We start from the raw sequence: 25,464 nt of genomic DNA, 5'->3' as shown, positions 1-25,464 counted from the left end.
TCGTGGGGATTCTTCGCGCCATTCGAATTCCCTCGCGCGTCACAGTCGCTCTGCGAGGAAACGCCCGATGCGGGCCATGTGACGGGCGTCCGTCATCAGATTTCCGTGGGTCGATTCTATAGCGCAGACCTCCATCGACCCCCCGGTGAGGGGTTGCCACAAGTGGACATTCAGACGGCTTGACCTGTCCGCCTCCGACTTCTTCTCGGCGGAGACGAAGAGGAGGTCGCCGTCGAAGAACTCCGGCTTGAAACGCCGCATGAGGCGGACATTGTTCACATACACGTCCTTGAGCGCCAGGATGTCCTGGGCCTCCAGATGCCGGAGGTTCTGGTTTCCGCTCTGCAGGAACTCACGGAAACGCAGCAGAACGGCTTTCTGGTCTGCTACGAGCTCCGCCATGTCGAAGGTGAAGCCCATCGCCTGAAGGTTGTGCGCGACGACCTCGTGCTCCACGGGGTCGGCGGTGACGGCGTCCTCACCCGGCGGGTAGGCGTCGAGCAGCGCGAGGAGTCCGATCCGCTCCCCCTCGGCCCGCAGCCGGGTCGCGAGGGCGTGCGCGGCCAGGCCGCCGAAGGACCAGCCGGCCAGCCGGTAGGGCCCATGGGGCTGGACGGAGCGGATCCGGGCCAGGTAGTCCTCGGTCATCTCGTCCATGGAGGCGGGCAGCGCGCCCGAGCCGTCGAGGCCGCTGGCCTGGATGCCGTACACCGGGACGTCGGGGCCGAGATGGCGGACGAGTCCGGCGTAGCACCAGCTGAAGCCGCCGCCCGGGTGCAGGAAGAAGACCGGTGCCTCCGTGCCCCGGGTGCGCAGCGGCAGCAGGCCCCGGGTGGCGCGGCGGCCCCCGGCGGCGCCCCCTTCGCCGGCCGAGCCGTCCGAGCCGGTCGAGCCGTCCGTGCCGTTCTCGCCTTCGGCGCCCGGTGCCCCGCCGTTCAGGACCCGGGCCAGACCGGCGGGGGTCGAGGTGTCGAAGACGGCCCGGACCGGCAGATCGGTGGCGAGTTCCTCGCGGACCCGGCCGACGAGCCGGGCGGCGAGGAAGGAGTGGCCGCCGAGTTCGAAGAAGTCGTCGTCCGCGCCCACTTCCTCGACGCCGAGGACCTCGGCGAACAGCGTGCACAGGGCGTGTTCCTCGGGCGTGGTGGCCGGCCTCGACCGGGTGGCGTTGCTCAGGTCGGGGGCGGGGAGCGCGGCCCGGTCGAGCTTGCCGTTCGGGGTGAGGGGCAGGGCGTCGAGGAGGACGAACGCGGCCGGAACCATGTGCTCGGGCAGCCGGCGCGCGAGGTGCTCGCGCAGCTCGGAGGGGTGCGGTCGAGCCCCGTCGGCGGGGACCGCGTAGCCGGTCAGGCGCCGGTCGCCGGGCCGGTCCTCCCGTACGACGACCGCTGCCTGGGCGACGCCCGGGGCGGTGCCGAGGACTGCCTCCACCTCGCCGGGCTCGATGCGGAACCCGCGGATCTTGACCTGGGCGTCGCCCCGGCCCAGGTAGACGAGTTGTCCCGCGCGGTTCCAGCGGGCGAGGTCGCCGGTCCGGTACATGCGGGCGCCCGCCGGGCCGTGCGGATCGGCGACGAACCGTTCCGCCGTGCGACCGGGCCGGTGGACGTAGCCACGGGCCAGGGCCGCGCCCGCGATGTACAGCTCGCCGGGGACGCCCTCGGGCACCGGGTTCAGCCACCCGTCGAGCAGTCGTACGGAGGTGTTGTCGACGGGCCCGCCGATGGGCGGCGCGCCCGGTGCCCAGTCGGCGGGGTCCTCGGGGAGCCGGGCGGCGGTGACGACATGGGTCTCGGCGGGACCGTAGTGGTTGTGCAGCCGGCGGCCGGGCCGGGCCGCGCAGAACGCCCGGATGGCGCCGTGCGGGGTGAGGGCCTCGCCGGCCTGGACCAGGTCGGTGAGGTCCGGCAGCGGCAGCTTCTGCGCGGTGGCCGCCTCGCACACCGCGTCGAGGACGAGGTTGGGGGCGTACAGCTCGTGGACACGGCGGTCCTGGAGCCAGCGGGCCAGCCGGGCCGGGTCGCGGCGGACGTCCTCGGGGCAGACCACGAGGGTCTTGCCGGCGAGGAGCGCGGACAGCATCTCCTGGACGGAGACGTCGAAGCTGACGGCGGTGAACTGGGCGACCCGGGTGCCGGGACCGCCGGGGATCTCCCGCTCGTGCCAGTCGAGCAGGTTGAGCAGGGCCCCCGCCGGCATGGTCACGCCCTTGGGGCGGCCGGTCGACCCGGAGGTGTAGATGACGTACGCCGGGTGGGCGGGGTCGAGCGCGGCGACGCGCTCGCCCGGCGCGAGGTCGCCGTCGTCCAGGAGGGCGAGGGCGGCGAGCGTGCCGGGGGCGTCGACGAGGAGAGGGCGACGGGGGGCGGGGTGCGCCCGCGCGTCGGCGTCAGGCGTCAAGCCGCGGGCGGCCGACCGTTCGGCGTCCGGCGTCAGGCCGCGGGCGGCCGACAAGTCTGCGTCCGGCGTCAGGCCGGGAGCGGGGAGTGCGCCCGTCAGGGCCTCACCCAGGCCGTCCGGGCCCGCGAGGTCGGTCGTCGTGAGGACGAGCGCCGGGCGGGCGTCGGCGAGCATGTACGCGATGCGGTCGGCCGGGTAGCCGGGGTCGACGGGCAGATAGCCCGCGCCGGTCTTGAGGACGGCGAGCAGCGCGGTGACCAGGTCGGCCGAGCGGTGCATGGCCACGGCGACGAGGCTCTCGGGGCCGACGCCCCGGGCCGCCATCAGCCGGGCGAGGCGGTTGGCCCGGGAGTTGAGCTCCCGGTAGTCGACCGCGCCCTCGGGCGTGTCCACCGCGACGGCCTCCGGGGCGCGTCCGGCGGCGGCCTCGAAGCGCGCCGCGAGCCCGCCGTCCTCGGCGAGGGGACGGTCGGGCCCGGCACCCGTGGCGAGCACCCGATCCCGCTCGGCCGCGCTGAGCAGCGGCAGTTCGCCGAGGCGGCGCTGCGGCTCCGCGGTCACCGCGTCGAGCAGCCGGAGCAGCCGGTCGACGAGGGTGCGCGCGGTGTCGGGGTCGAACAGGTCGGTGCTGAACTCGAGGCCGGCGCCGAGTCCGTCGGGGGTGCCGTCGGGCGTGTGGCGCTCCGCGAAGGAGAGCAGCAGGTCGAACTTGGCCGAGCCGGTGGCGGAGGGCAGTGCGGCGGCGGTGAGACCGGGGAGCCGGAGCGCCTCCCCTTCCGTGCCGGGCCTCCGGTCGGTGTTGTTGAAGGTGAGCATCGTCTGGAACAGCGGGTGCCGGGACTGGGACCGCTTGGGGTTGAGCGCCTCGACGAGCCGCTCGAAGGGCAGGTCCTGGTGGGCGTAGGCGGCCAGGTCCGTTTCGCGGACGCGGCCGATCAGCTCCTTGAACGTGGGGTCGCCCGAGGTGTCGGTGCGCAGCACGAGGGTGTTGACGAAGAAGCCGACGAGGTCGTCGAGGGCGTCGTCGGTGCGGCCCGCGATCGGGGTGCCGAGCGGGATGTCGGTGCCGGCGCCGAGCCGGGTGAGGAGGGCGGCGACGGCGGCCTGGAGCACCATGAACGGGCTGGCCTGCACGGAGCGCGCCAGGGCGCGGACCTTCCCGTACAGCGCCTCGGGGACCTCGTAGAGGACGCGGTCCCCGCGGTGCGTGGCGACGGTGGGCCTGGGCCGGTCCGTGGGCAGCGGCAGTTCGTCGGGGAGCCCGGCCAGGGTCCGCTTCCAGTGGGCGAGTTGGCGGGCGACCGGGCTGTCGGGCTCGTCCTCCGTGCCGAGTGCCGCGCGCTGCCAGAGGCTGTAGTCGGCGTACTGGACGGGCAGCGGGGCCCAGCCGGGGGCGTCGCCGGCGTGCCGGGCGGCGTACGCGGTGACGAGGTCGCGGGCGAGCAGCGGGACGGACCAGCCGTCGCCCGCGATGTGGTGGACGAGCAGCAGGAGCACGTGCTCCTCGGAGCCCGTCTCGAACAGCCATGCGCGCAACGGGAGTTCACGGTCGAGCGCGAAGGGGTACGCGGCCGCGGCGGCCAGCTCCGCGTCGATCCGGTCGGCGGCCAGGACCCCCGGTACCCGGGTCAGTTCGGGGTGGGCGTCGGCGCTGTCCCGCACGATCTGGTACGGGCCCTCGGCGTCCTCCGCGAAGACGGTCCGCAGCGCTTCGTGGCGTTCGGCGACGTCGGCGAGCGCGGCCCGCAGCGCGGCCGGGTCGAGCCGGCCGGTGAGCTTCATCGCGAAGGGGATGTTGTACGTGGGGCTCGGCCCCTCGAACCGGTGCAGGAACCACAGCCTGCGCTGCGCGAAGGAGGCGGGAACCCGCTCGGGGCGCGGACGGGCCGGCTCCAGGGCGGGCCGGGCCGCACCGGCGGTGTCCAGGGCGCGGGCCAGGGCGGCCACGGTGGGGTTCTCGAAGAGCTGGCGTACGGCGATCTCCGCGCCCAGCACCGAGCGGACCCGCCCGGCGAGCCGGGTGGCGAGCAGCGAGTGGCCGCCGAGCTCGAAGAAGTCGTCGTCGACGCCGACCTGGGGCACGCCGAGGAGCTCCGCGAACAGCCCGCACAGGATGTCCTCCTGGGGGGTGCGCGGGAGTCGCCGGGTCCCGCCGGTCACCGGCGCGGCCTCCGCCTGCGGCAGGGCCCGCCGGTCGACCTTGCCGTTGCCCGTCAGGGGCAGCGCGTCGAGGGTCAGGAACACGCCGGGCACCATGTAGTCGGGGAGTTCCGCGGCGACATGGGCCCGCAGCTCGGCCGGGGTGGGGTCGGTGCCCCGCTCGGCGACCAGGCAGGCGACGAGCCGCTTGTCGCCGGGGCGCGGCTCCTGCACGGTGACGACGGCCTGGGCGACACCGGGATGGCGTCCGAGGACGGCCTCGATCTCGCCCAGCTCGATGCGGAACCCGCGCAGTTTGACCTGCTCGTCGGCGCGCCCGAGGTATTCGAGGGTGCCGGCGGGGGTCCAGCGGACGAGGTCGCCCGTCCGGTACATCCGTGCGCCCGCCGGGCCGTACGGGTCGGCGACGAACCGTTCCGCGGTGAGTCCGGGGCGCCGCCAGTAGCCGCGGGCGAGGCCCGCTCCGGCGATGTACAGCTCGCCCGCCATGCCCCGCGGGGCGGGACGCAGTCCGGCGTCGAGGACGAGCAGCCGGGTGTTGTCCAGGGGGGTGCCGATCGGGACGGCCGCCGGGACGGGGCCGCCGGCCGGCAGCCGGTGCCGGACGGCGAACGTCGTCGTCTCGGTGGGGCCGTAGCCGTCGACGACGGAGGTCTCCGGGCAGGCGGCCATGACCCGGCGCACGGCCGCGGCGGGCACGACGTCACCGCCGGTCCACACCTCGCGCACGCCGGCGAGCACCTCGGGGGCCTCGTCGGCGACGAGCTGGAAGAGGCCGGACGTCAGCCACAGCCCGGTCACCCCGAACTCGTCGACGAGCTCGCCGAGCCGCGCGGTGCCGAGGTCCCCGGGCGGGGCGACGACGGCGGTGCCGCCGGAGAGCAGCGGCACCCACAGCTCGTAGGTGGAGGCGTCGAAGGCGTGCGGCGAGTGGACGAGGACCCGCCGGTGCGCGTCACCGGCGAACGACCGGTCGTGCGCGAGCTCCAGCACGGCCCGGTGGCTGACGGCGACGCCCTTGGGCGTGCCGGTCGACCCGGAGGTGTGCATGAGGTAGGCGAGCCGGTCGCCCGTGAGGTCATGGGGAAGCGCCGTCTCGGCGACGAGGGCCGCCGGGGCGCCCGGCGCGACTTCCGCCGTGCCCGGCGGCGCCGGGGCCGCCGCCTCCGTCGGCTCCTCCCCCAGTGTCAGCCGGGCCACGCCCAGTTCCGCCGCGCGCGACTCGTGCTCCCCGTCCGTCAGGACAAGACCGACTCCGGCGAGGTCGGCCACCTGACGCAGGCGGTCGGCGGGGTCGGTGTGCCGCAGGGGTACGTACGTCCCGCCCGCCTTGAGGACGGCGAGCACCGCCACCACCAGTTCGGCGGAGCGTTCCATCAGGAGCGCGACGGGTGTCTCGGCCGTCACGCCGAGGCCGACGAGCCGCCGCGCCAGGGTGTCGGAGCGGACGTCGAGCGTCGCGTAGTCGTAGGCCGTGGTCCCGCAGCGTACGGCGACGGCGTCCGGGGTGCGCCGGACCTGGGCGCGGAACGCCTGGGGCAGGCTCGTCTCCGGTACGGGCGTGTCCGCGCCCCGGCCGAGGTCGAGGACGGCCCGCTGTTCGCCGGCGGAGAGCAGCTCCAGGCGGCCCAGCGGCAGGGCCGGATCCGCGGCGACGGAGCGCAGCACGCGCACCAGCCGGTCCATGACGGACCGCGCCGTCTCCTCCGGTATCAGGTCGGGCTGGTGGTCGAGCCGGAGCCGGAGTCCGCCGCGCCCGACGGCGACCAGGGCGAGCGGGTAGTGGGTGGCGTCGCGGTTGCGGCTGCCGGTGACGGTGACGCCCCGGATGCCGCCCGGCCGGTCGTTCTCGGCGCCGATGTCGACCGGGTAGTTCTCGAACACCATGGTGGTGTCGAAGAGTTCGCCGGACCCGGCGAGCCGCTGCACCTCGGCGAGGCCGGTGTGCTGGTACGGCTGGAGCCGGGTCTGCTCGTCCTGGACCCGCCGCACGGTGTCGACGAGGGGCTCGTCGGCCCGCAGCCGGACCCGTACCGGCAGGGTGTTGATGAAGAGGCCCACCATCGTCTCGATGCCGGGGATCTCCGGCGGCCGGCCGGACACGGTGGTGCCGAAGACCACGTCGTCGCGGCCGGTCAGACCGCTCAGGACGACCGCCCAGGCGCCCTGCACCAGGGAGTTGAGGGTGAGGGCCCGCTCCCTGGCGAGGGCGGTGAGCGCCTCGTACGTGGGCCGGTCCACCTCGGTCTCCAGGCGCCCGGGGACGACCGGCGTCCGCTCCCCGGCCTGCGGGGAGACGAGGGTGGGGCCGTCGAGCCCGGCGAGGGTCTCGCGCCAGGCGTCGAGCGCGGCTCCCTTGTCCTGGCCCGCGAGCCACTGGAGGTAGTCGCGGAAGGGACGGATCCGGGGCAGGGCGCTGTCGTCGCCCCCGGAGGCGTACAGCGCGAGGAGTTCGCGCACCAGCATCGGGCGGGACCAGCCGTCGAGCAGGATGTGGTGGTTCGTCAGGACGAAGCGGTGCCGTCCGCCGCCGAGCCGGATGAGCGTGAACCGCATCAGCGGGGGCTTGGCGAGGTCGAACCGGCGGGCCCGGTCCTCCTCGACGGCCCGGTCCGCGGCCGCCGCCCGCTCGGCCTCGGGGAGACCGGTCAGGTCCACCTCCTCCCACGGCAGCCGCACCTCGTGCGGGATCATCTGCACGGGCCGCTGGAGCCCCGCGTACCGGAAGGCGGCCCGCAGGTTGCCGTGGCGCCGCAGCAGCGCACGGCACGCGGCCCGCAGGGCCTCGGTGTCGAGGTCACCGGCCAGGTCGATGGCCTGCTGCACGAGGTACACGTCCGGTGCGGCCTCGTCGTACACGCTGTGGAACAGCAGTCCCTCCTGGAGAGGGGCCAGGGGCAGGATGTCCTGCAGCCCCGACTGCGGTTTCGTCCGCGCGGGCGTCTTCGTCATCGCCTGCGTCGCCATCACCAGGTCCTCCACTCGTCTTCCAGCAATTCGATCTCGTCCTGGCTCAGGAGGCTCAGGGACACGTCCGAGACGGTCAGTCCGCCCGCGTCGGGGCGTTCCACGTGCTCGGTCAGCGCCCTCAGGGCCTGGAACCACAGGTCCGCCAGCTCCCCGACCTCGGTGCGGCCGAGAATCTCCCGCGCCCAGGTCCAGGTGGCCGACAGTTCGGGCCCGGCGGGCCCGTCGTTGGTACGGGCGTTGAGTTCGAGGGGGTGCGCGAGCGGCACCCTCGGGTCGGTGCCGCCGGCTCCGGCGGCGGTCGAGAGCACGGTCCAGTCGGGCACGGCGGCGGTGCCCGCGTCCCGGGTGCCGGCCGTCGTGAAGCGGCCCAGGTAGTTGAAGGCGACCTGGGGCCGGGGCAGTCCGGCGAAGCCGGCGGCCGTCGTCGCGTCGAGGTGACGCGTCAGGCCGTAGCCCATGCCCTTGTCGGGGACGGCGCGCAGCTGTTCCTTGATCTGCTTGAGCGCCGCGCCGGCGGCGGGGCCGCCCGCGAAGGCGTCCGCCAGATCGGCGGTCGCCGGGTCGAGCCGCACCGGGTACAGGCTGGTGAACCAGCCGACGGTACGGGACAGGTCGGCGTCGCCGACCAGCTCCTCCTCGCGTCCGTGGCCCTCCAGGTCGATCAGGGCCGTTGCGGCGGGCGTGCCCCGCCAGCGCGCCCACGCGAGGGCGAACGCGGCCAGGAGCACATCGTTGACCTCGGCCTTGAACGCGGCCGGCACCCGGGTCAGGAGCTGCTCGGTCACCTCCTCGGGCAGCGTCACCGTCAGGTGCTCCGCCGTCCCGTAGGTGTCCCGCTCCGGGTCGAGCGCCCGCGCGCCGATCCGGGGGTCGCCGGGCCGCAGCACCTGCTGCCACCAGCCTGCCTCGGCGGCCCTCGCCGGCCGCGCCGCCTCCTCGGTCAGCCGCTGCGACCAGCGACGGAACGAGGTGCCGACGGCCTGGAGGGCCGGGGTGCGGCCGCCGCTCACCTCCCGGTACGCCTCCGCCAGATCCGGTACGAGGATCCGCCAGGACACCCCGTCGACGACCAGGTGGTGGACGAGGAGGAGCAGCAGGCCCGGCAGCTCCCGGCCCCGGTCGAACCAGACCGCCTGGACGACGTCACCGGTGGCGAGGTCCAGCCGCTCGCGGGCGGCCCGGGTCTCGCTGCCGACCAGCTCGCGCTGCGCCGCATCGTCGAGTCCGGCCGCGTCGACGCGGCGCAGGACCGCGTCCACGTCCACGGCTCCCGGCGCGCGGAACTCCAGGCGCCGTTCGGGCGCCGGGGAGAGCCGGGCCCGCAGGGCGTCGTGGTGGTCGACGAGCGCGCCGAGGGCGGCGCGCAGCTGCGCGTGGGTGAGCGCCGCGGGGACCTGGACGAGCCGGGACTGGTTGTACTGGTCGGAGGGCCCGCCGCGTTCGAGGAACCAGTGCATGATCGGCGTCAGCGGTACGTCTCCGATGCCGGCGCCCGGTTCCTCGGCGGGCGTGCCGCCGGTCTCCGTGACGACCTCGGCGAGGGCGGCGACGGTCCGCTGCTCGAAGATGTCCCGTACGGACAGTTCGAGTCCGGCCCGGCGGGCCCGGCTGACCAGCTGGATCGACATGATGCTGTCGCCGCCGAGGTCGAAGAAGCTGTCGTCGATCCCGGCGTCGTCGAGGCCGAGCACGTCGGCGAAGAGGGCGCACAGGGCCTTCTCGCGTTCGGTGCGGGGGCCGCGCCGGTCCGCGCCGTCCCGGTCCGCGCCGTAGGCGGGGGCGGGCAGGGCGCGCCGGTCGAGCTTGCCGTTCAGGGTGAGCGGCAGGGCGTCGAGCGTGACGACCGCCGACGGGACCATGTACTCGGGGAGGGCGGCCGCCACGTGGGCCCGCAGGTCGTCGTGGTCGACGGGCGGTGCCTCCTGTGTGACGGGGGCGAGGAGGGCGTCCTGGTTCCCGGCGGCCGCCGGGACGACGTACGCCACGAGGCGCTTGTCGCCGGGCCGGTCCTCGCGCAGGATCACCGCGGCCTGGGCGACCTCCGGGCGGCCGGTGAGGACCGCCTCGACCTCGCCGGGCTCGATGCGGAAGCCGCGGAGCTTGACCTGGTCGTCGACGCGGCCGAGGAACTCCAGGCGTCCGTCGCCGAGTCGGCGTACGACGTCACCCGTGCGGTACATCCGCTCGCCGCCGCCCGCGAACGGGTCGGCCACGAACCGCTGGGCGGTGAGGCCGGTCCGGCCGAGGTAGCCGCGCGCGACGCCGGCGCCGCCGATGTACAGCTCGCCCGCGACGCCCGGGGGCACCGGCCGGAGGCGGGCGTCGAGCACGTACACCCGGGTGTTCCACAGGGGCCGGCCGATCGGCACGACCGCCTCGGGCACCTCCTCCGGCGTGCGCAGCTGGTTGACCGTGGAGAAGACGGTGGTCTCGGTGGGGCCGTACTCATTGGCGACGACGGTGCCCGGGCAGGTCTCCAGGACCCGCCGGACCGCCGCCGGGGAGACGACGTCACCGCCGGCCCAGATCTCGCGTACGCCCCGGAAGCACTCGGGCCGCTCCTCGGCGAGGACCCGGAAGAGTCCGGCGCTGACGAAGAGTCCGGTCACCCCGCCGTCGGCGATGGCCGTCGCGAGGTCCCCGGCGTCGAGCCGGCCGGCCGGTGCGACGACGATCGCGCCTCCGGTGAGGAGCGGGGTCCAGATCTCGAAGGTCGAGGCGTCGAAGGCGTACGGCGAGTGCATCAGGACCCGCTCGTGGTTGCCCCCGCGCCAGTAGCGGTCGGCGGCCAGGTGGACGACGTTGTGATGGGTGTTGCCGACGCCCTTCGGGGTGCCGGTGGAGCCCGAGGTGTACATGACGTACGCGAGCTGCTCGGCGTCCGTGGCGACCCCGGGGTCGTCGGCGGGCTCGGCGGAGAGGTCGATCCCGAGGCCGCTGCGGCTTCCGCTTCCGGGCGTGCCGTCCGCGCCGGGGCCGGTGGGTGCGGCTCCGGTGCCGGGTCCGACGCGCAGGACCGGGACGTCCACGCCGACGGCGAACCCGATTTCCCCCGGCTCCCGGTCGGTGAGCAGGGCCGCCGCTCCGGTGTCGCGCAGGATGAACTCGGAGCGGGACGCGGGCTGGTTCGGGTCGATCGGTACGTACACGCCGCCCGCCTTGAGAACGGCGAGCGTCGAGACGACCAGCTCCGGCGAACGCTCCTGGAGCACCGCCACCCGGGTCTCGGCACCGACTCCCCGGCCGGTCAGGTGGTGGGCGAGCCGGTTGGACCGCTCGTCGAGCTCACGGTAGGTGAGCGTGCCGCCGGACCAGGTGACGGCGACGGCGTCGGGCCGGGCGGCGGCCTGCTCGGCGAAGAGCACGTGCACCGGTGTGCGGTCGCGGTGGTCGACGTCCGTGGCGTTCCCGTCGACGAGGATCCGGCGCCGCTCGGCCTCGTCGAGGATCTCCACGTCACCGGCCCGGGAGCCGGGGTCGGCGGCGAGCGCGGCGAGGACGCGGACGAAGCGGTCGGCGATGCCCTGTGCGGTGTCCCGGTCGAACAGCTCGGTGCTGAAGTCCAGGGCGCAGCTCAGGGCGGGGGCGGTGCCGGCCGTCTCCGGGGTGTGCTCGACGATCTCGAAGGACAGGTCGAACTTGGCGGAGGGGGCGCCGACCTGGCGTCCGCCGACGGTGAGTCCGGCGGGCCCGGCAAGTGCGGTGCCGGCGCTTCCGCGGGCGCCGTTGTCGAAGCTGAGCATGGTCTGGAAGAGGGGGTGCCGGGCCAGGGACCGCTCGGGGTTCACCACCTCCACGAGCCGCTCGAACGGCAGGTCCTGATGGGCGTACGCCTCCAGGTTCCGTGTCCGTACACGCGCGATCAGCTCGGCGAACGTCGGATCGCCGGAGGTGTCGGTCCGCAGGACGAGGGTGTTGACGAAGAAGCCGACGAGGTCGTCGAGGGCGTCGTCGGTACGGCCCGCGATCGGGGTGCCGAGGGGGATGTCCTCGCCCGCGCCCAACCTGCTCAGCAGCGTCGCCAGACCCGCCTGGAGGACCATGAAGAGGCTGGCGCGGTGCTCGCGGGCGACTCCCGTGAGGCGCTCGTGGAGCCCCTCGGGGAAGGTGAAGGTGACCCGGTCGCCCTCGTACGAGGCGGTCGCCGGCCGAGGCCGGTCGAAGGGGAGCACCAGCTCCTCGGGAAGACCCGTCAGGGTCTCCTTCCAGTACGCCAGCTGCCGCGAGACCTCGCTGTCCGCGTCCTCCTCCGAACCGAGGAGTTCACGCTGCCACAGGCTGTAGTCCGCGTACTGCACCGGCAGCGGCTCCCACACCGGGGCCGTACCGCTCAGAACACGGGCCGAGTAGGCCGCCGTGAGGTCGCGGACCAGGATGCCGCGCGACCAGGCGTCACCCGCGATGTGGTGCGTGAGGAGCAGCAGGGCGCTGCGCTCGCGCTCCCCCCTTTCCCCGGTGGCACCGTCGTCGGTCGTACCGTCCCCGGTCTCCGAGGGGAGTCGGACGAGCCAGGCCCGCAGGGGCGCCTCGGAGCCGAGGTCGAAGACGTAGCCGGCCGCGCGCCGCATGAGCCGGTCGGCCGCCGCCTCGTCGGCGGCGTGCTCGACGACCAGCGGCACCCGCACCAGCGCGGGAGCGAGGACCATCTGGTAGGCGGAGCCGTCGTTGCCCTCGGCGAGGACGGTCCGCAGGCTCTCGTGCCGGGCCGCGACATCGGCGAGGGCGAGGCGCAGGGCCTCCTCGTCGACCTGACCGGTCAGGTTCACCGAGACCGGCATGTTGTACGCGTCGCTCGGCCCCTCCAGGTGCTGGAGGAACCACAGCCGCTGCTGGGCGTGCGACAGAGGCACGTGTGCCGGCCGCACGGCACGGACCACCCTGCCGCGCGCGCCGGTGGCCGCGTCGAGCACGGTGGCGAGTGCGGCGATCGTGGGCGCCTCGAAGATCTGCCGGACGGCGAGTTCGACGTCCAGGACGCTCCGGATGCGGCTGACGAGCTTCGTCGCGAGGAGGGAATGCCCGCCGAGCTGGAAGAAGTCGTCGTCGATCGAGACGCCACCGGTCAGTCCGAGGGTCTCGGCGTACAGCCCGGCGAGGATCTCCTCGCGCGGGGAACGCGGCGCACGGCCGGCGGACTCGGTTCCGTAGTCGGGCGCGGGAAGGGAGCGGCGGTCGAGCTTCCCGTTCGGGGTGAGCGGGAACGCGTCGAGCGTCACGAACGCCGACGGCACCATGTACTCCGGCAGCCGCTCGGCCGCCAGCGCACGCAGCTCCGCGACCACCGGGCCGTTGCCATTCTGAGCCGGGACGACGTATGCGGCGAGGCGCTTGTCACCCGGGCGGTCTTCCCGTACGAGCACCGCCGCCTGAGCGACCTTCTCGTGAGCCGCGAGCACCGCTTCGATCTCGCCGAGCTCGATACGGAAACCACGCAGCTTGACCTGGTCATCGACCCGGGAGAGATACTCCAGCTCTCCGTCCTTGGTCCACCGCACCAGGTCACCCGTGCGATACATCCGCGACCCCGCCGACCCGAACGGATCAGCCACGAACCGCTCCGCCGTCAGGCCCGGCCGGCCGTGATAACCGCGCACAACACCCTCGCCCGCGATGTAGAGCTCACCGGGAACGCCCACCGGCACCGGCCGCAGACCACCGTCCAGCACGAACACCTGCGTGTTCGCGATCGGACGACCGATCCTCGGAGCCCTCGCGTTGTCCTTCGTCACCTCCCACGCCGTCGACCACACCGTCGTCTCCGTCGGCCCGTACAGGTTCGTCACCGACACCGCACGCTCAGCCAGACCAACGGCCAGGTCCGACGGCAACGCCTCACCACCGACCAACACCCGCAGCCGCTCCACGACCGACGGATCCTCCGCCAGCACCGCACGCCACAACGAAGGCGTCGCCTGCATCACCGTCGCTTCCGCCTCGACCGCGAGACGGCACAGACCCGCCGGATCCCGCACCACATCCCGAGCAGCCACCACCACAGCAGCACCACTCAGCAACGGCACGAACAACTCAAGACCCGCAATGTCGAAACCGACCGTCGTCACCGCAAGCAGCCGGTCACCCGACCCCAGACCGAACCGGTCACCCATCGACACCAGGAAGTTCACGAACGCACCCTGCGGAACCACCACACCCTTCGGCCGACCCGTCGACCCCGACGTATAGATCACATACGCGGAGTTGTCGGATGCGGATCCGGTGAGTGTCGGCGCGTTCGCCTCGGCGGTGTCGAGCTCCGCGGGAAGCGACGGGTCGTCGAGCAGAAGTCTCGGAACAGCGAAGTCCGGGAGCTCGGCGGCGAGTTCACTCGTGGTGACGACGAGCGCGGGGTCGGCGTCGGCGAGCATGTACGCCAGCCGATCCGCCGGATACTCCGTGTCCAACGGCAGATACGCACCCCCCGCCTTCCACACCGCCAGCAACGCCACCACCAGATCCACCGACCTCGGCAACGCCACCGCCACAAACCGCTCCGCCACCACACCACGCGCCACCAACAACCGCGCGAGGCGCTCCGCACGCACGTCCAACTCCGCGTACGACACCGACACACCACCGGCCACCACCGCCACCGCATCCGGCGACGACACCACCCGCTCGGCGAACAACTCCACCACCGAACGACCCGGCACCTCACACGCCGTCTCGTTCCACCCCGACACCACCAGACCCTCCTCCACCTCATCGAGAAGTCCGATGCGGTCGAGTGGAGCGTCGGGGGCGTCGACCATGCCCTGGAGCAGCCGCAGATAACGCCGGCCGAGCTCCTCGACGGTGGACGCGTCGAACAGGTCGGTGCTGAACTCCAGTACGCCGTCGAGACCGCCGGCCGCGCCAGGGTGATCGGCGAAGGCGAAGGACAGGTCGAACTTGCCCGCCCCCGTCTCGGCCGCGGCCCGGGACACGGTGAGCCCGGGCAGCTGTCGTGCGGCCTGCTCGGTCGTGGCCGTGTCGGTGTTGTTGAGCGCGAGCAGCACCTGGAACAGCGGGTGCCGCGCCAGCGACCGCTCGGGGTTCACGACCTCGACGAGCCGCTCGAAGGGCAGGTCCTGGTGCGCGTACGCGGCCAGGTTCTGCTTCCGTACGCGCTCCACGAGCGAGCGGGCGGAGGGCCGGCCGGAGGTGTCCGTGCGCAGGACGAGCGTGTTGATGAAGACGCCGATGAGGTCGTCGAGTGCGTCGTCGGTACGGCCGGCGATCGGCGTACCGATCGGGATGTCCTCCCCCGCACCCAGCCGGGTGAGAAGCGCCGCCAGCGCCGCCTGGAGCACCATGAACGGGCTCGCCTGAGCCTCCCGTGCCAGCTCCGTCACCCGCCGGTAGAGCACGGCCGGGATCTCGAACGGGATCCTCTCGCCGCGGTACGAGGCCACAGCAGGACGCGACCGGTCGAACGGCAGCTCCAGTTGGTCCGGCAGCCCGGCGAGGGCGCCCTTCCAGTACGTGAGCTGGCGCGAGATCTCGCTGTCCGCGTCGTCCTCGGAACCGAGCACCTCGCGCTGCCACAGGCTGTAGTCCGCGTACTGCACCGGCAGCGGCTGCCAGTCGGGGGCCTCGCCCGCGACCCGGTGGGCGTACGCGGCCGTCAGATCCCGGGCCAGCGGCCCGCGCGACCACGCGTCGCTCACGATGTGGTGCAGGAGGATCAGCAGGACGTGCTCGTCCTCGGAGACCGCGAAGAGCGTGGCGCGGAGCGGGAGTTCGGAGGAGAGATCGAACCCCCGGCGCACGGCCTCCTTCAGCCGCGCCTCCGCCTCCTCCGGCGCCACCGCCACGACGGGCAGCTCGAACCGGACGTCGTCCGCGCTCCGGACGATCTGGTACGCGCCGTCGGCGTCCTCGGCGAAGACGGTCCGCAGGCTCTCGTGGCGCGTGACCACGTCGGAGAGCGCGAGACGCAGGGCCTCCCGGTCGAGCGGACCGCCGAGGCGGAGGGCCACGGGGATGTTGTAGGTGGCGCTGGGGCCCTCGAACCGGTTGAGGAACCAGAGACGCTGCTGGGCGTAGGACAGAGGTACGCGCTCCGGCCTGGGCGTGACCGCCCGGAGGGCGGAGCGGGCACTGTGGGCGTGGTCGAGGGCGGTGGTCAGGCCGGCGACGGTGGGGGTGTCGAAGAGCTGCCGGACCCCCATCTCGACACCGAGGACGGTACGGATGCGGCTGACGAGCTTGGTGGCAAGGAGGGAGTGCCCACCGAGCTGGAAGAAGTCGTCATCGATCGACACCGGACCGTCCATGAGCCCGAGGATCTCGGCGAACAGGCCGGCCAGGATCTCCTCACGCGGCGAGCGGGGGGCGCGGCCGACCGACTCGGTGCCGTAATCCGGCGCGGGGAGAGCCCTGCGGTCGAGCTTGCCGTTCGACGTCAACGGCAGTTCATCCAGCTCCACGAACGCGGACGGCACCATGTAATCCGGCAGACGACCCGCCACGAACTCCCGCAGACCCTCCGCCGAACCCACCACATAGCCGACCAGACGCTGATCCCCCGCCCGGTCCTCCCGCACCACCACAGCGGCACGGGAAATCGACGGGAAGGCGCTCACCACCGCCTGGATCTCACCCAGCTCGATACGGAAACCCCGTACCTTCACCTGGTCATCGACACGACCGACATACACCAGCTGCCCATCGGCATTCCAGCGCGCCACATCACCCGTGCGATACATCCGGGAACCCGCCGGACCAAACGGATCAGCAACGAAACGCTCACCCGTCAAATCGGGACGCTCCCAATATCCCCGGGCCAGCACCACACCCGCGACATACAGCTCACCCGAAACACCCGGCGCCACCGGCCGCAGACGCGCATCGAGGACATAGGCGCGCGTGTTCCAGAACGGACGACCGATCGGAACCGGACCCGAACCCACCACCGCACCAGGCTCGATCCAGAAATCCGTGCAGTTCACCGTCGCCTCGGTCGGACCATAAGCGTTCACCACCCGCACATCCGGATGCGCCTCCCGCCACGAAGCCAGGGCCTCGCCGACCAGCGCCTCACCACCCGTCACCAACGTCCCCGACGGAGACACCACAGACGGCAGAACCTCCAGCAGACCCAGATGCGACGGCGTCACCTTCATGAACGACGGTCGACCGGTGAAACCCGTACCCGCGTTCTCGTCCAGATCGCCCAGGACCACACAGCCGCCCGATACCAACGGCGTATAGAGCGCCGTCACCGTCAGGTCGAACGCCACCGACGAATGCAGAAGGGAAGAACCACCTGCATCGCCGTAGACCGCGCGAGCACGCTCCAGATACGCGCCCACCGAACGATGCTCGACCACCACACCCTTCGGCCGGCCCGTCGACCCCGACGTGAAGATCACATACACCGGATGCGACAACGACACGGCAACCGGCACCGGGTCCTCGGCGAAACCCTCCGCCTCCGACAGGACCGACACATCGTCGATCACCATCACCGGACGCGCATCACCAAGAATCTGCGCCACACGATCCGCCGGATACTCCACATCCACCGGCACATACGCACCACCCGCCTTCACCACACCCAGCAACGCCACCACCAACTCCACCGAACGCGGCAGCATCACCCCCACGAACGACTCAGCCCCCACCCCCCGCCCGATCAGCCACCGCGCCACCCGATTCGACCAACGGTCCAACTCTCCGTACGTCAAAGACCGCCCGTCGCACACCACCGCCACCGCATCCGGCGTCCGCGCCACCTGCTCCGCGAACAACCCCGGCAACGACACACCCCGCACATCCCGCACCTCACCGTTCCACTCCACCAACACCCGCTCCCGCTCCACGACATCGAGCACCTCGACATCGCCCACAGGACGGGAAGGATCGGCAGACAGCTCACCCAGCACCCGCACGAAACGATCCACGATCCCCTGCGCCGTCACCCGGTCGAAGAGATCGGTGCTGAAGTCCAGAGCGCCTCCGTGCTCCGAGAGGCGGAAGGAGAGGTCGAACTTGGCTGCGCCCGCTCCGACGGGCTGGCTCGTCACGTCGAGGCCCGGCAGGGAGGCGACGGCCGAAGCGGCATCGGATTCGGTGTTGTTGAGGACGAGCATGGTCTGGAAGAGAGGGTGCCGGGCGAGAGACCGCTCGGGGTTCACCGCCTCCACCAGCCGCTCGAACGGCAGGTCCTGATGCGCGTACGCCTCCAGATCCGCCACCCGCACCCGCTCGATCAGCTCCGCGAACGTCGGATCACCCGACACATCCGTCCGCAGCACCAGCGTGTTCACGAAGAACCCGACCAGGTCGTCCAGAGCGTCGTCCGTACGGCCCGCGATCGGGGTGCCCAGGGGGATGTCCTCCCCCGCCCCGAGACGGGAGAGCAACGTCGCCAGACCGGCCTGGAGGACCATGAAGAAGCTGGCCCGGTGGTCGCGGGCGACTTCGATGAGCCGCTCGTGGAGTCCCTCGGGGAAGGCGAAGGTGACCCGGTCGCCCTCGTACGAGGCGGTCGCCGGCCGCGGCCGGTCGAAGGGCAGGACCAGCTCCTCCGGCAGACCCGTCAGGGTCTCCCGCCAGTAGGACAGCTGACGCGAGAGCTCGCTCTGCGCGTCCTCCTCCGACCCGAGCAGCTCACGCTGCCAGAGGCTGTAGTCCGCGTACTGCACCGGCAGCGGCTGCCAGGCCGGAGCCGTGCCCAGCGTGTGGGCCGCGTAGGCGGTGGCGAGGTCGCGGGCCAGCGGGCCCATCGACCAGGCGTCGCCCGCGATGTGGTGGACGACCGCCAGCAGGACGTACTCGTCGTCGCCCAGCCTGAACAACCGGGCGCGCAGGGGGAGATCCCGCGTCAGGTCGAACGGCGTGCGTATCTCGGCGCGGAGTGCGTCGTCGAGCGCGTCGGCCGCGACGTCCGTCGCACGCAGCTCGACCTCGGCGGCGCGAGCGGCGTCGAGGACGACCTGGTGGGCGGAGCCGTCGGCGTCCTCGGCGAAGACGGTCCGCAGGCTCTCGTGCCGGATCACGACCTCGGTCAGGGCGCGTCCCAGGGCCTCTTCGTCGAGCGGGCCCGACAGCCGCAGGGCCACCGGGATGTTGTACGTGGAGCTCGGCCCCTCGAACTGGTGGAGGAACCACAGCCGCTGCTGGGAGAGCGAGAGCGGGAGCCGCTCGGGACGCCGGGCCACGGCCTTGACCCTGGCACGGGCGCTCGCGGACTCGTCCAGCCTCGTGGCGAGTGCGGCGACGGTGGGCGCTTCGAAGATCTGCCGGACGGCGAGTTCGACGTCCAGGACGCTGCGGATGCGGCTGACGAGCTTCGTGGCGAGCAGGGAGTGCCCGCCCAGCTGGAAGAAGTCGTCGTCGATGGAGACGGCGTGGGTCAGACCCAGCGTCTCGGCGAACAGCCCGGCGAGGATCTCCTCACGCGGCGAGCGCGGAGCACGCCCGGCCGACTCCACCCCGTACTCGGGTGCGGGCAGCGCCCGCCGGTCCAGCTTCCCGTTCGGGGTGAGCGGGAACGCGTCGAGCGTCACGAACGCCGACGGCACCATGTACTCCGGCAGCTGCTCGGCCGCCAGCGCACGCAGGTCGGCGATCACCGGCCCCTCGCTGTCGGACGTCGCCACCACATACGCGGCGAGGCGCTTGTCACCGGGGCGGTCCTCCCGCACGAGCACCGCTGCCTGAGCGACGCTCTCGTGCGAGGCCAGCACAGCCTCGATCTCACCCAGCTCGATACGGAAACCACGCAGCTTGACCTGGTCATCGACCCGGGACAGGTATTCCAGCTCCCCATCCTTGGTCCACCGCACCAGGTCGCCCGTGCGATACATCCGCGACCCCGCCGAACCGAACGGGTCCGCGACAAAACGTTCCGCCGTCAGGCCCGGCCGGCCGTGATAACCGCGCACAACACCCTCGCCCGCGATGTACAGCTCACCCGGAACACCCACCGGCACCGGCCGCAGACCACCGTCCAGCACGAACACCTGCGTGTTCGCGATCGGACGACCGATCCTCGGAGCCCTCGCGTTGCCCTTCGTCACCTCCCACGCCGTCGACCACACCGTCGTCTCCGTCGGCCCGTACAGGTTCGTCACCGACACAGCGCGCTCAGCCAGACCGACCGCGAGGTCCGACGGCAACGCCTCACCACCGACCAACACCCGCAGCCGCTCCACGACCGACGGATCCTCCGCCAGAACCGCACGCCACAACGAAGGCGTCGCCTGCATCACCGTCGCTTCCGCCTCGACCGCGAGGCGGCACAGACCCGCCGGGTCCCGCACCACATCCCGAGCGGCCACCACCACAGCAGCACCACTCAGCAACGGCACGAACAGCTCAAGACCCGCAATGTCGAAACCGACCGTCGTCACCGCAAGCAGCCGGTCACCCGCTGCCAGACCGAACCGGTCACCCATCGAAGCGAGGAAGTTCACGAACGCACCCTGCGGAACCACCACACCCTTCGGCCGACCCGTCGACCCCGACGTATAGATCACGTACGCCGACCGGGAGGAAGTGGGCGGAGTCAGGGGCTCGGCGTCGGCCGGCAGGGGGGCCGTGAGTGCCGCTTCGGTGTCCTGCGCGTCCAGAAGCAGGGCAGGCATGGTGAAGTCGGGCAGTTCAGCCAGCATCTGGCTGTTCGTCAGGACGAGCGCGGGGTCGGCGTCGGCGAGCATGTACGCCAGCCGATCCGCCGGATACTCCGTGTCCAACGGCAGATACGCACCCCCCGCCTTCCACACCGCCAGCAACGCCACCACCAGATCCACCGACCTCGGCAACGCCACCGCCACGAACCGCTCAGCCACCACACCACGCGCCACCAACAACCGCGCAAGCCGCTCCGCACGCACGTCCAACTCCGCGTACGACACCGACACACCACCGGCCACCACCGCCACCGCACCCGGCGACGACACCACCCGCTCGGCGAACAACTCCACCACCGAACGACCCGGCACCTCACACACCGTCTCGTTCCACCCCGACACCACCAGACCCTCCTCCACCTCATCGAGGAGTTCGAGGGAACCGATGGGGGTCGCGGGCGCGGCGACGGCCGCCGAGAGGAGGCGCAGGAGCCGGTCGACGAGCGAACCGGCCGTGTCCCGGTCGAACAGGTCGGTGCTGAACTCCAGTACGCCGTCGAGGCCGCCGGCCCGCTCCGAGAAGCCGAACGCGAGGTCGAACTTGGCCGCGGAAGTCTCGACCGTCTGACGCGCGACGGTGAGGCCGGGCAGCTCGTCGAGGGTGTCGAGGGCGCCCTGGTAGTCGGTGTTGTTGAAGGTCAGCAGGATCTGGAACAGCGGGTGCCGGGCCAGTGAGCGCTCGGGGTTCACCGCTTCGACGAGCCGCTCGAAGGGCAGGTCCTGGTGCGCGTAGGCGCGCAGACTGGTCTCGCGTACCCGGGCGACGAGTTCGCCGAAGGTCGGGTTCCCCGCCGTGTCCGTACGCAGGACCAGCGTGTTCAGGAAAACGCCGATGAGGTCGTCGAGGGCGTCGTCGGTACGGCCGGCGATCGGCGTACCGATCGGGATGTCCTCCCCCGCACCCAGCCGGGTGAGGAGCGCCGCCAGTGCCGCCTGGAGCACCATGAACGGGCTCGCCTGCGCGCCGCGCGCCGTGCGCGCGATCGCGGCTGCGAGCTCCTCGGGCAGACGGAAGGTGAGCCGGTCGCCCTGGTACGAGGCCGCAGCCGGGCGCGACCGGTCGAACGGCAGCTCCAGCTCGTCGGGGAGTCCGGCGAGGGCGTCCTTCCAGTACGTGAGCTGGCGCGAGATCTCGCTCTCCGGGTCCTCCTCCGAACCGAGGACATCGCGCTGCCACAGGCTGTAGTCCGCGTACTGCACCGGCAGCGGCTCCCCCACCGGCACGTCACCCGCGACGCGCGTCGCGTACGCCGTCGTCAGATCGCGCGCCAGCGGCCCGCGCGACCACGCGTCACTCACGATGTGGTGGGTGACGAGCAGCAGGACGTGGTCGTCCTGTGCGAGGGCGAACAGCTCGGCGCGGAAGGGAAGCTCCCGCGAGAGGTCGAAGGGCCGGGCCGCGGCGACAGCCAGGGCCTCGGTCAGCTGCTCCTCGTCGAGCGAACCGACAGGCAGGGGGATGTCGGCGGAGTCGACGGACAGCACCCTCTGGTGCGCACCGTCGGCGTCCTCGGCGAAGACGGTCCTCAGGCTCTCGTGGCGGGTGACCACGTCGGAGAGCGCGAGCCGCAGGGCCTCCCGGTCGAGCGAGCCGGTGAGCCGTAGCGCGACCGGGGCGTTGTACGTAGCGCTGGGCCCCTCGAACTGGTTGAGGAACCACAGACGCTGCTGTGCGTACGAGAGCGGGATCCGTTCGGGCCGGGGCACAACGGCCACGACTCCGCGTCGGACATCGCCGCTCAGCTGCTCCAGGGCGTCGGCCAGGCCGGCGACGGTGGGCGTCTCGAAGAGCTGCCGAATGGGGAGTTCGACACCGAGGACGGTACGGATGCGGCTGACGAGCTTGGTGGCAAGGAGGGAGTGCCCACCGAGCTGGAAGAAGTCGTCATCGATCGACACCGGACCAGCCGTGAGCCCAAGGATCTCGGCGAACAGGCCGGCCAGGATCTCCTCACGCGGAGAACGGGGAGCGCGGCCGACGGACTCGGTGCCGTAATCCGGGGCGGGGAGAGCCCTGCGGTCGAGCTTGCCGTTCGACGTCAACGGCAGTTCATCCAGCTCCACGAACGCGGAAGGCACCATGTAATCCGGCAGACGACCCGCGACAAACTCCCGCAGACCATCAGCGGAACCGACGACATAAGCGACCAGACGCTGATCCCCCGCCCGGTCCTCCCGTACGACCACGGCAGCACGGGACACATGTGCGTGCGCGGAAACAACAGCCTGAATCTCACCCAGCTCGATACGGAAACCCCGCACCTTCACCTGATCATCGACACGACCGACATACACCAGCTGCCCATCGGCATTCCACCGCGCCACATCACCCGTGCGATACATCCGGGAACCCGCCGGACCAAACGGATCAGCAACGAAACGCTCACCCGTCAAATCGGGACGCTCCCAATATCCCCGGGCCAGCACCACACCCGCGACATACAGCTCACCCGAAACACCCGGCGCCACCGGCCGCAGACGCGCATCGAGGACATAGGCGCGCGTGTTCCAGAACGGACGACCGATCGGAACCGGACCCGAACCCACCACCGCACCGGGCTCGATCCAGAAATCCGTGCAGTTCACCGTCGCCTCGGTCGGACCATAAGCGTTCACCACCCGCACATCCGGATGCGCCTCCCGCCACGAAGCCAGGGCCTCGCCGACCAGCGCCTCACCACCGGTCACCAGCGTCCCCGACGGAGACGCCACAGACGGCAGAACCTCCAGCAGACCCAGATGCGACGGCGTCACCTTCATGAACGACGGCCGGCCCACCATGCCCGTACCAGCGTTCTCGTCGAGTTCCGCAAGCACGACCGAACCACCGGAAACCAGCGGCGTATACAACGCCGTCACCGTCAGATCGAACGCCACCGACGAATGCAGCAACGACGAACCACCCGCATCGCCGTACACCGCACGAGCACGCTCCAGATAAGCGCCCACCGAACGATGCTCGACCACCACACCCTTCGGGCGCCCCGTCGACCCCGACGTGAAAATCACATACACCGGATGCGAAAGCGACACAGGAACCAACCGATCGGCATCCGAAACCGGACCATCCGAAAACCCATCCGCCTCCGAAAGAACCGACACATCATCGATCACCATCACCGGACGCGCATCACCAAGAATCTGCGCCACACGATCCGCCGGATACTCCACATCCACCGGCACATACGCACCCCCCGCCTTCACCACACCCAGCAACGCCACCACCAGCTCAACCGAACGCGGCAACATCACCCCCACAAACGACTCAGCCCCCACCCCCCGACCGACCAACCAACGCGCCACCCGATTCGACCAACGGTCCAACTCCCCATACGTCAGCGACTTTCCGTCACAGGACACCGCCACGGCATTCGGAGTCCGCGCCACCTGCTCCGCGAACAACACCGGCAACGACACACCCCGAACATCCCGCACCTCACCGTTCCACCCCACCAACACCCGCTCCCGCTCCACGACATCGAGCACCTCGACATCGCCCACAGGCCGGCTCGGCTCCGCACACAACTCCCCAAGCACCCGAACGAAACGATCCGCGATCCCCTGCGCCGTCACCCGGTCGAAGAGATCGGTGCGGTACTGGAGGGCGCCGCGGAGGCCGCCGGGTGTTCCGGTGGTGCTGTGGGATTCGGCGAAGGAGAAGCCGAGGTCGAACTTGACGCGGTTGGTCTCCAGGGGCTCGTGGCGGACCGTCAGTCCCGGGAGCTTGGCTATCTCGTCCAGCGCTTCGACCGGTCCCGCGTTGTTCAGGTTGAGCATGGTCTGGAAGAGGGGGTGCCGAGCGAGGGACCGCTCCGGGTTCACCGCCTCCACCAGCCGCTCGAACGGCAGGTCCTGATGCGCGTACGCCTCCAGATCCGCCACCCGCACCCGCTCGATCAGCTCCGCGAACGTCGGATCACCCGACACATCCGTCCGCAGCACCAGCGTGTTCACGAAGAACCCGACCAGATCGTCCAGAGCATCATCCGTACGACCCGCGATCGGCGTCCCCAGCGGAATGTCCTCCCCCGCGCCCAACCGGCTGAGCAGCGTCGCCAGACCCGCCTGGAGCACCATGAACACACTCGCCCGGTGCTCGCGGGCCGTCCGCCCCAGCCGCTCGTGGAGTTCCGGCGACAGTTCGAAGGTGATCGTGTCGCCGTCGTGGGAGGCGGTGGCCGGGCGCGGCCGGTCGAAGGGGAGGGGGAGTTCCTCGGGGAGGTCCGCCAGGGTCTTCTTCCAGTACGTCAGCTGACGGGCGAGTTCCCCGTCCGCGCCGTCCGTACCGTCGCCCGTTCCCATGAGTTCGCGCTGCCAGAGGCTGTAGTCCGCGTACTGCACCGGCAGCGGCTGCCACGCCGGGGCCTCGCCGGAGACCCGCGCCGCGTAGGCGGCCGTGAGGTCGCGGGCGAGCGGGGCGCGGGACCAGGCGTCGGTGGCGACGTGGTGGGTGAGGAGGAGCAGGACGTGTTCGTCGGCGGCGAGCTCGAAGAGGCGGACGCGGAGGGGGGTGTCGCGGGTGAGGTCGAAGGTGTGGCTCGCGGCGGCCAGGAGGGCGTTCCGGAGACCGGCCTCGTCCACCTTCTCCGGGGTGAGACCGAGCGCCTCTTCCCCACCGTCCCCACCGTGTACGGCGGCGTCCAGGACCACCTGGTACGCCGAGCCTTCCCCGTCCTCGGCGAAGACCGTGCGCAGGGTCTCGTGCCGGCCCACGAGGTCCCCGATCGCGGCCCGCAGGGCGTCGCGGTCCAGGGTGCCGGTCAGCCGGAGCGCCACCGGGGAGTTGTAGGCGGCGCTGGGGCCCTCGAACCGGTTGAGGAACCAGAGGCGCTGCTGGGCGTACGACAGGGGGATGCGGTCCGGTCGTGGGACCGCTGCCGTGAGCGGGAGACGTGCGCTGCCGTTGCCGGTGTCGAGGGCGCCGGAGAGGCCGGCGACGGTCGGGGTGTCGAAGAGCTGGCGGATGGCCATCTCGGCCCCGAGAACGCTCCGGACGCGGCTGACGAGCTTCGTCGCGAGGAGGGAATGCCCGCCGAGCTGGAAGAAGTCGTCGTCGATCGACACCGCACCGGGCAGGCCGAGGGTCTCGGCGAACAGCCCGGCCAGGATCTCCTCGCGCGGCGAGCGCGGCGCGCGGCCGGCCGACTCCGTCCCGTACTCCGGCGTGGGAAGGGCCCGCCGGTCCAGCTTCCCGTTCGGGGTGAGCGGGAACGCGTCGAGCGTCACGAACGCCGACGGCACCATGTACTCCGGCAGCTGCTCGGCCGCCAGCGCCCGCAGGTCCTCCGGGGTGACGGTGCGGCCCCCGGTGGCGGCG

General features: G+C 71.9%; 2 protein-coding genes (1 of these 2 cut by a window edge). Both read right to left on the bottom strand.

From position 1 onward, the window contains the following. Positions 1-39 precede the first annotated feature (39 nt). On the bottom strand, positions 40-7,527 hold the full coding sequence (locus ACIRB7_RS22205; protein WP_403601289.1) for an amino acid adenylation domain-containing protein: 7,488 nt from the start codon (positions 7,525-7,527) through the stop codon (positions 40-42). After that, positions 7,527-25,464, bottom strand: partial view of a non-ribosomal peptide synthase/polyketide synthase gene (locus ACIRB7_RS22200; RefSeq protein WP_403601286.1) — the 3' portion only. It continues 2,711 nt past the right edge of the window; the window shows 17,938 of its 20,649 coding nt (coding positions 2,712-20,649); its start codon lies beyond the right edge, outside the window; it ends in the stop codon at positions 7,527-7,529. Before ACIRB7_RS22200 ends, ACIRB7_RS22205 begins: the two co-directional genes overlap by 1 nt.

The organism is Streptomyces sp. NPDC093795 (assembly GCF_044764665.1).
In the GTDB taxonomy this organism is placed as follows: Bacteria; Actinomycetota; Actinomycetes; order Streptomycetales; family Streptomycetaceae; genus Streptomyces.
Note: the sequence above shows the minus strand (reverse complement) of the source record. Positions and strands in the feature narration are given on the sequence as shown.

Excerpts from the sequence above, each read along its gene's own strand:
- ACIRB7_RS22205 (WP_403601289.1), bottom strand. The coding sequence starts at position 7,527 with ATGGCGACGCAGGCGATGACGAAGACGCCCGCGCGGACGAAACCGCAG.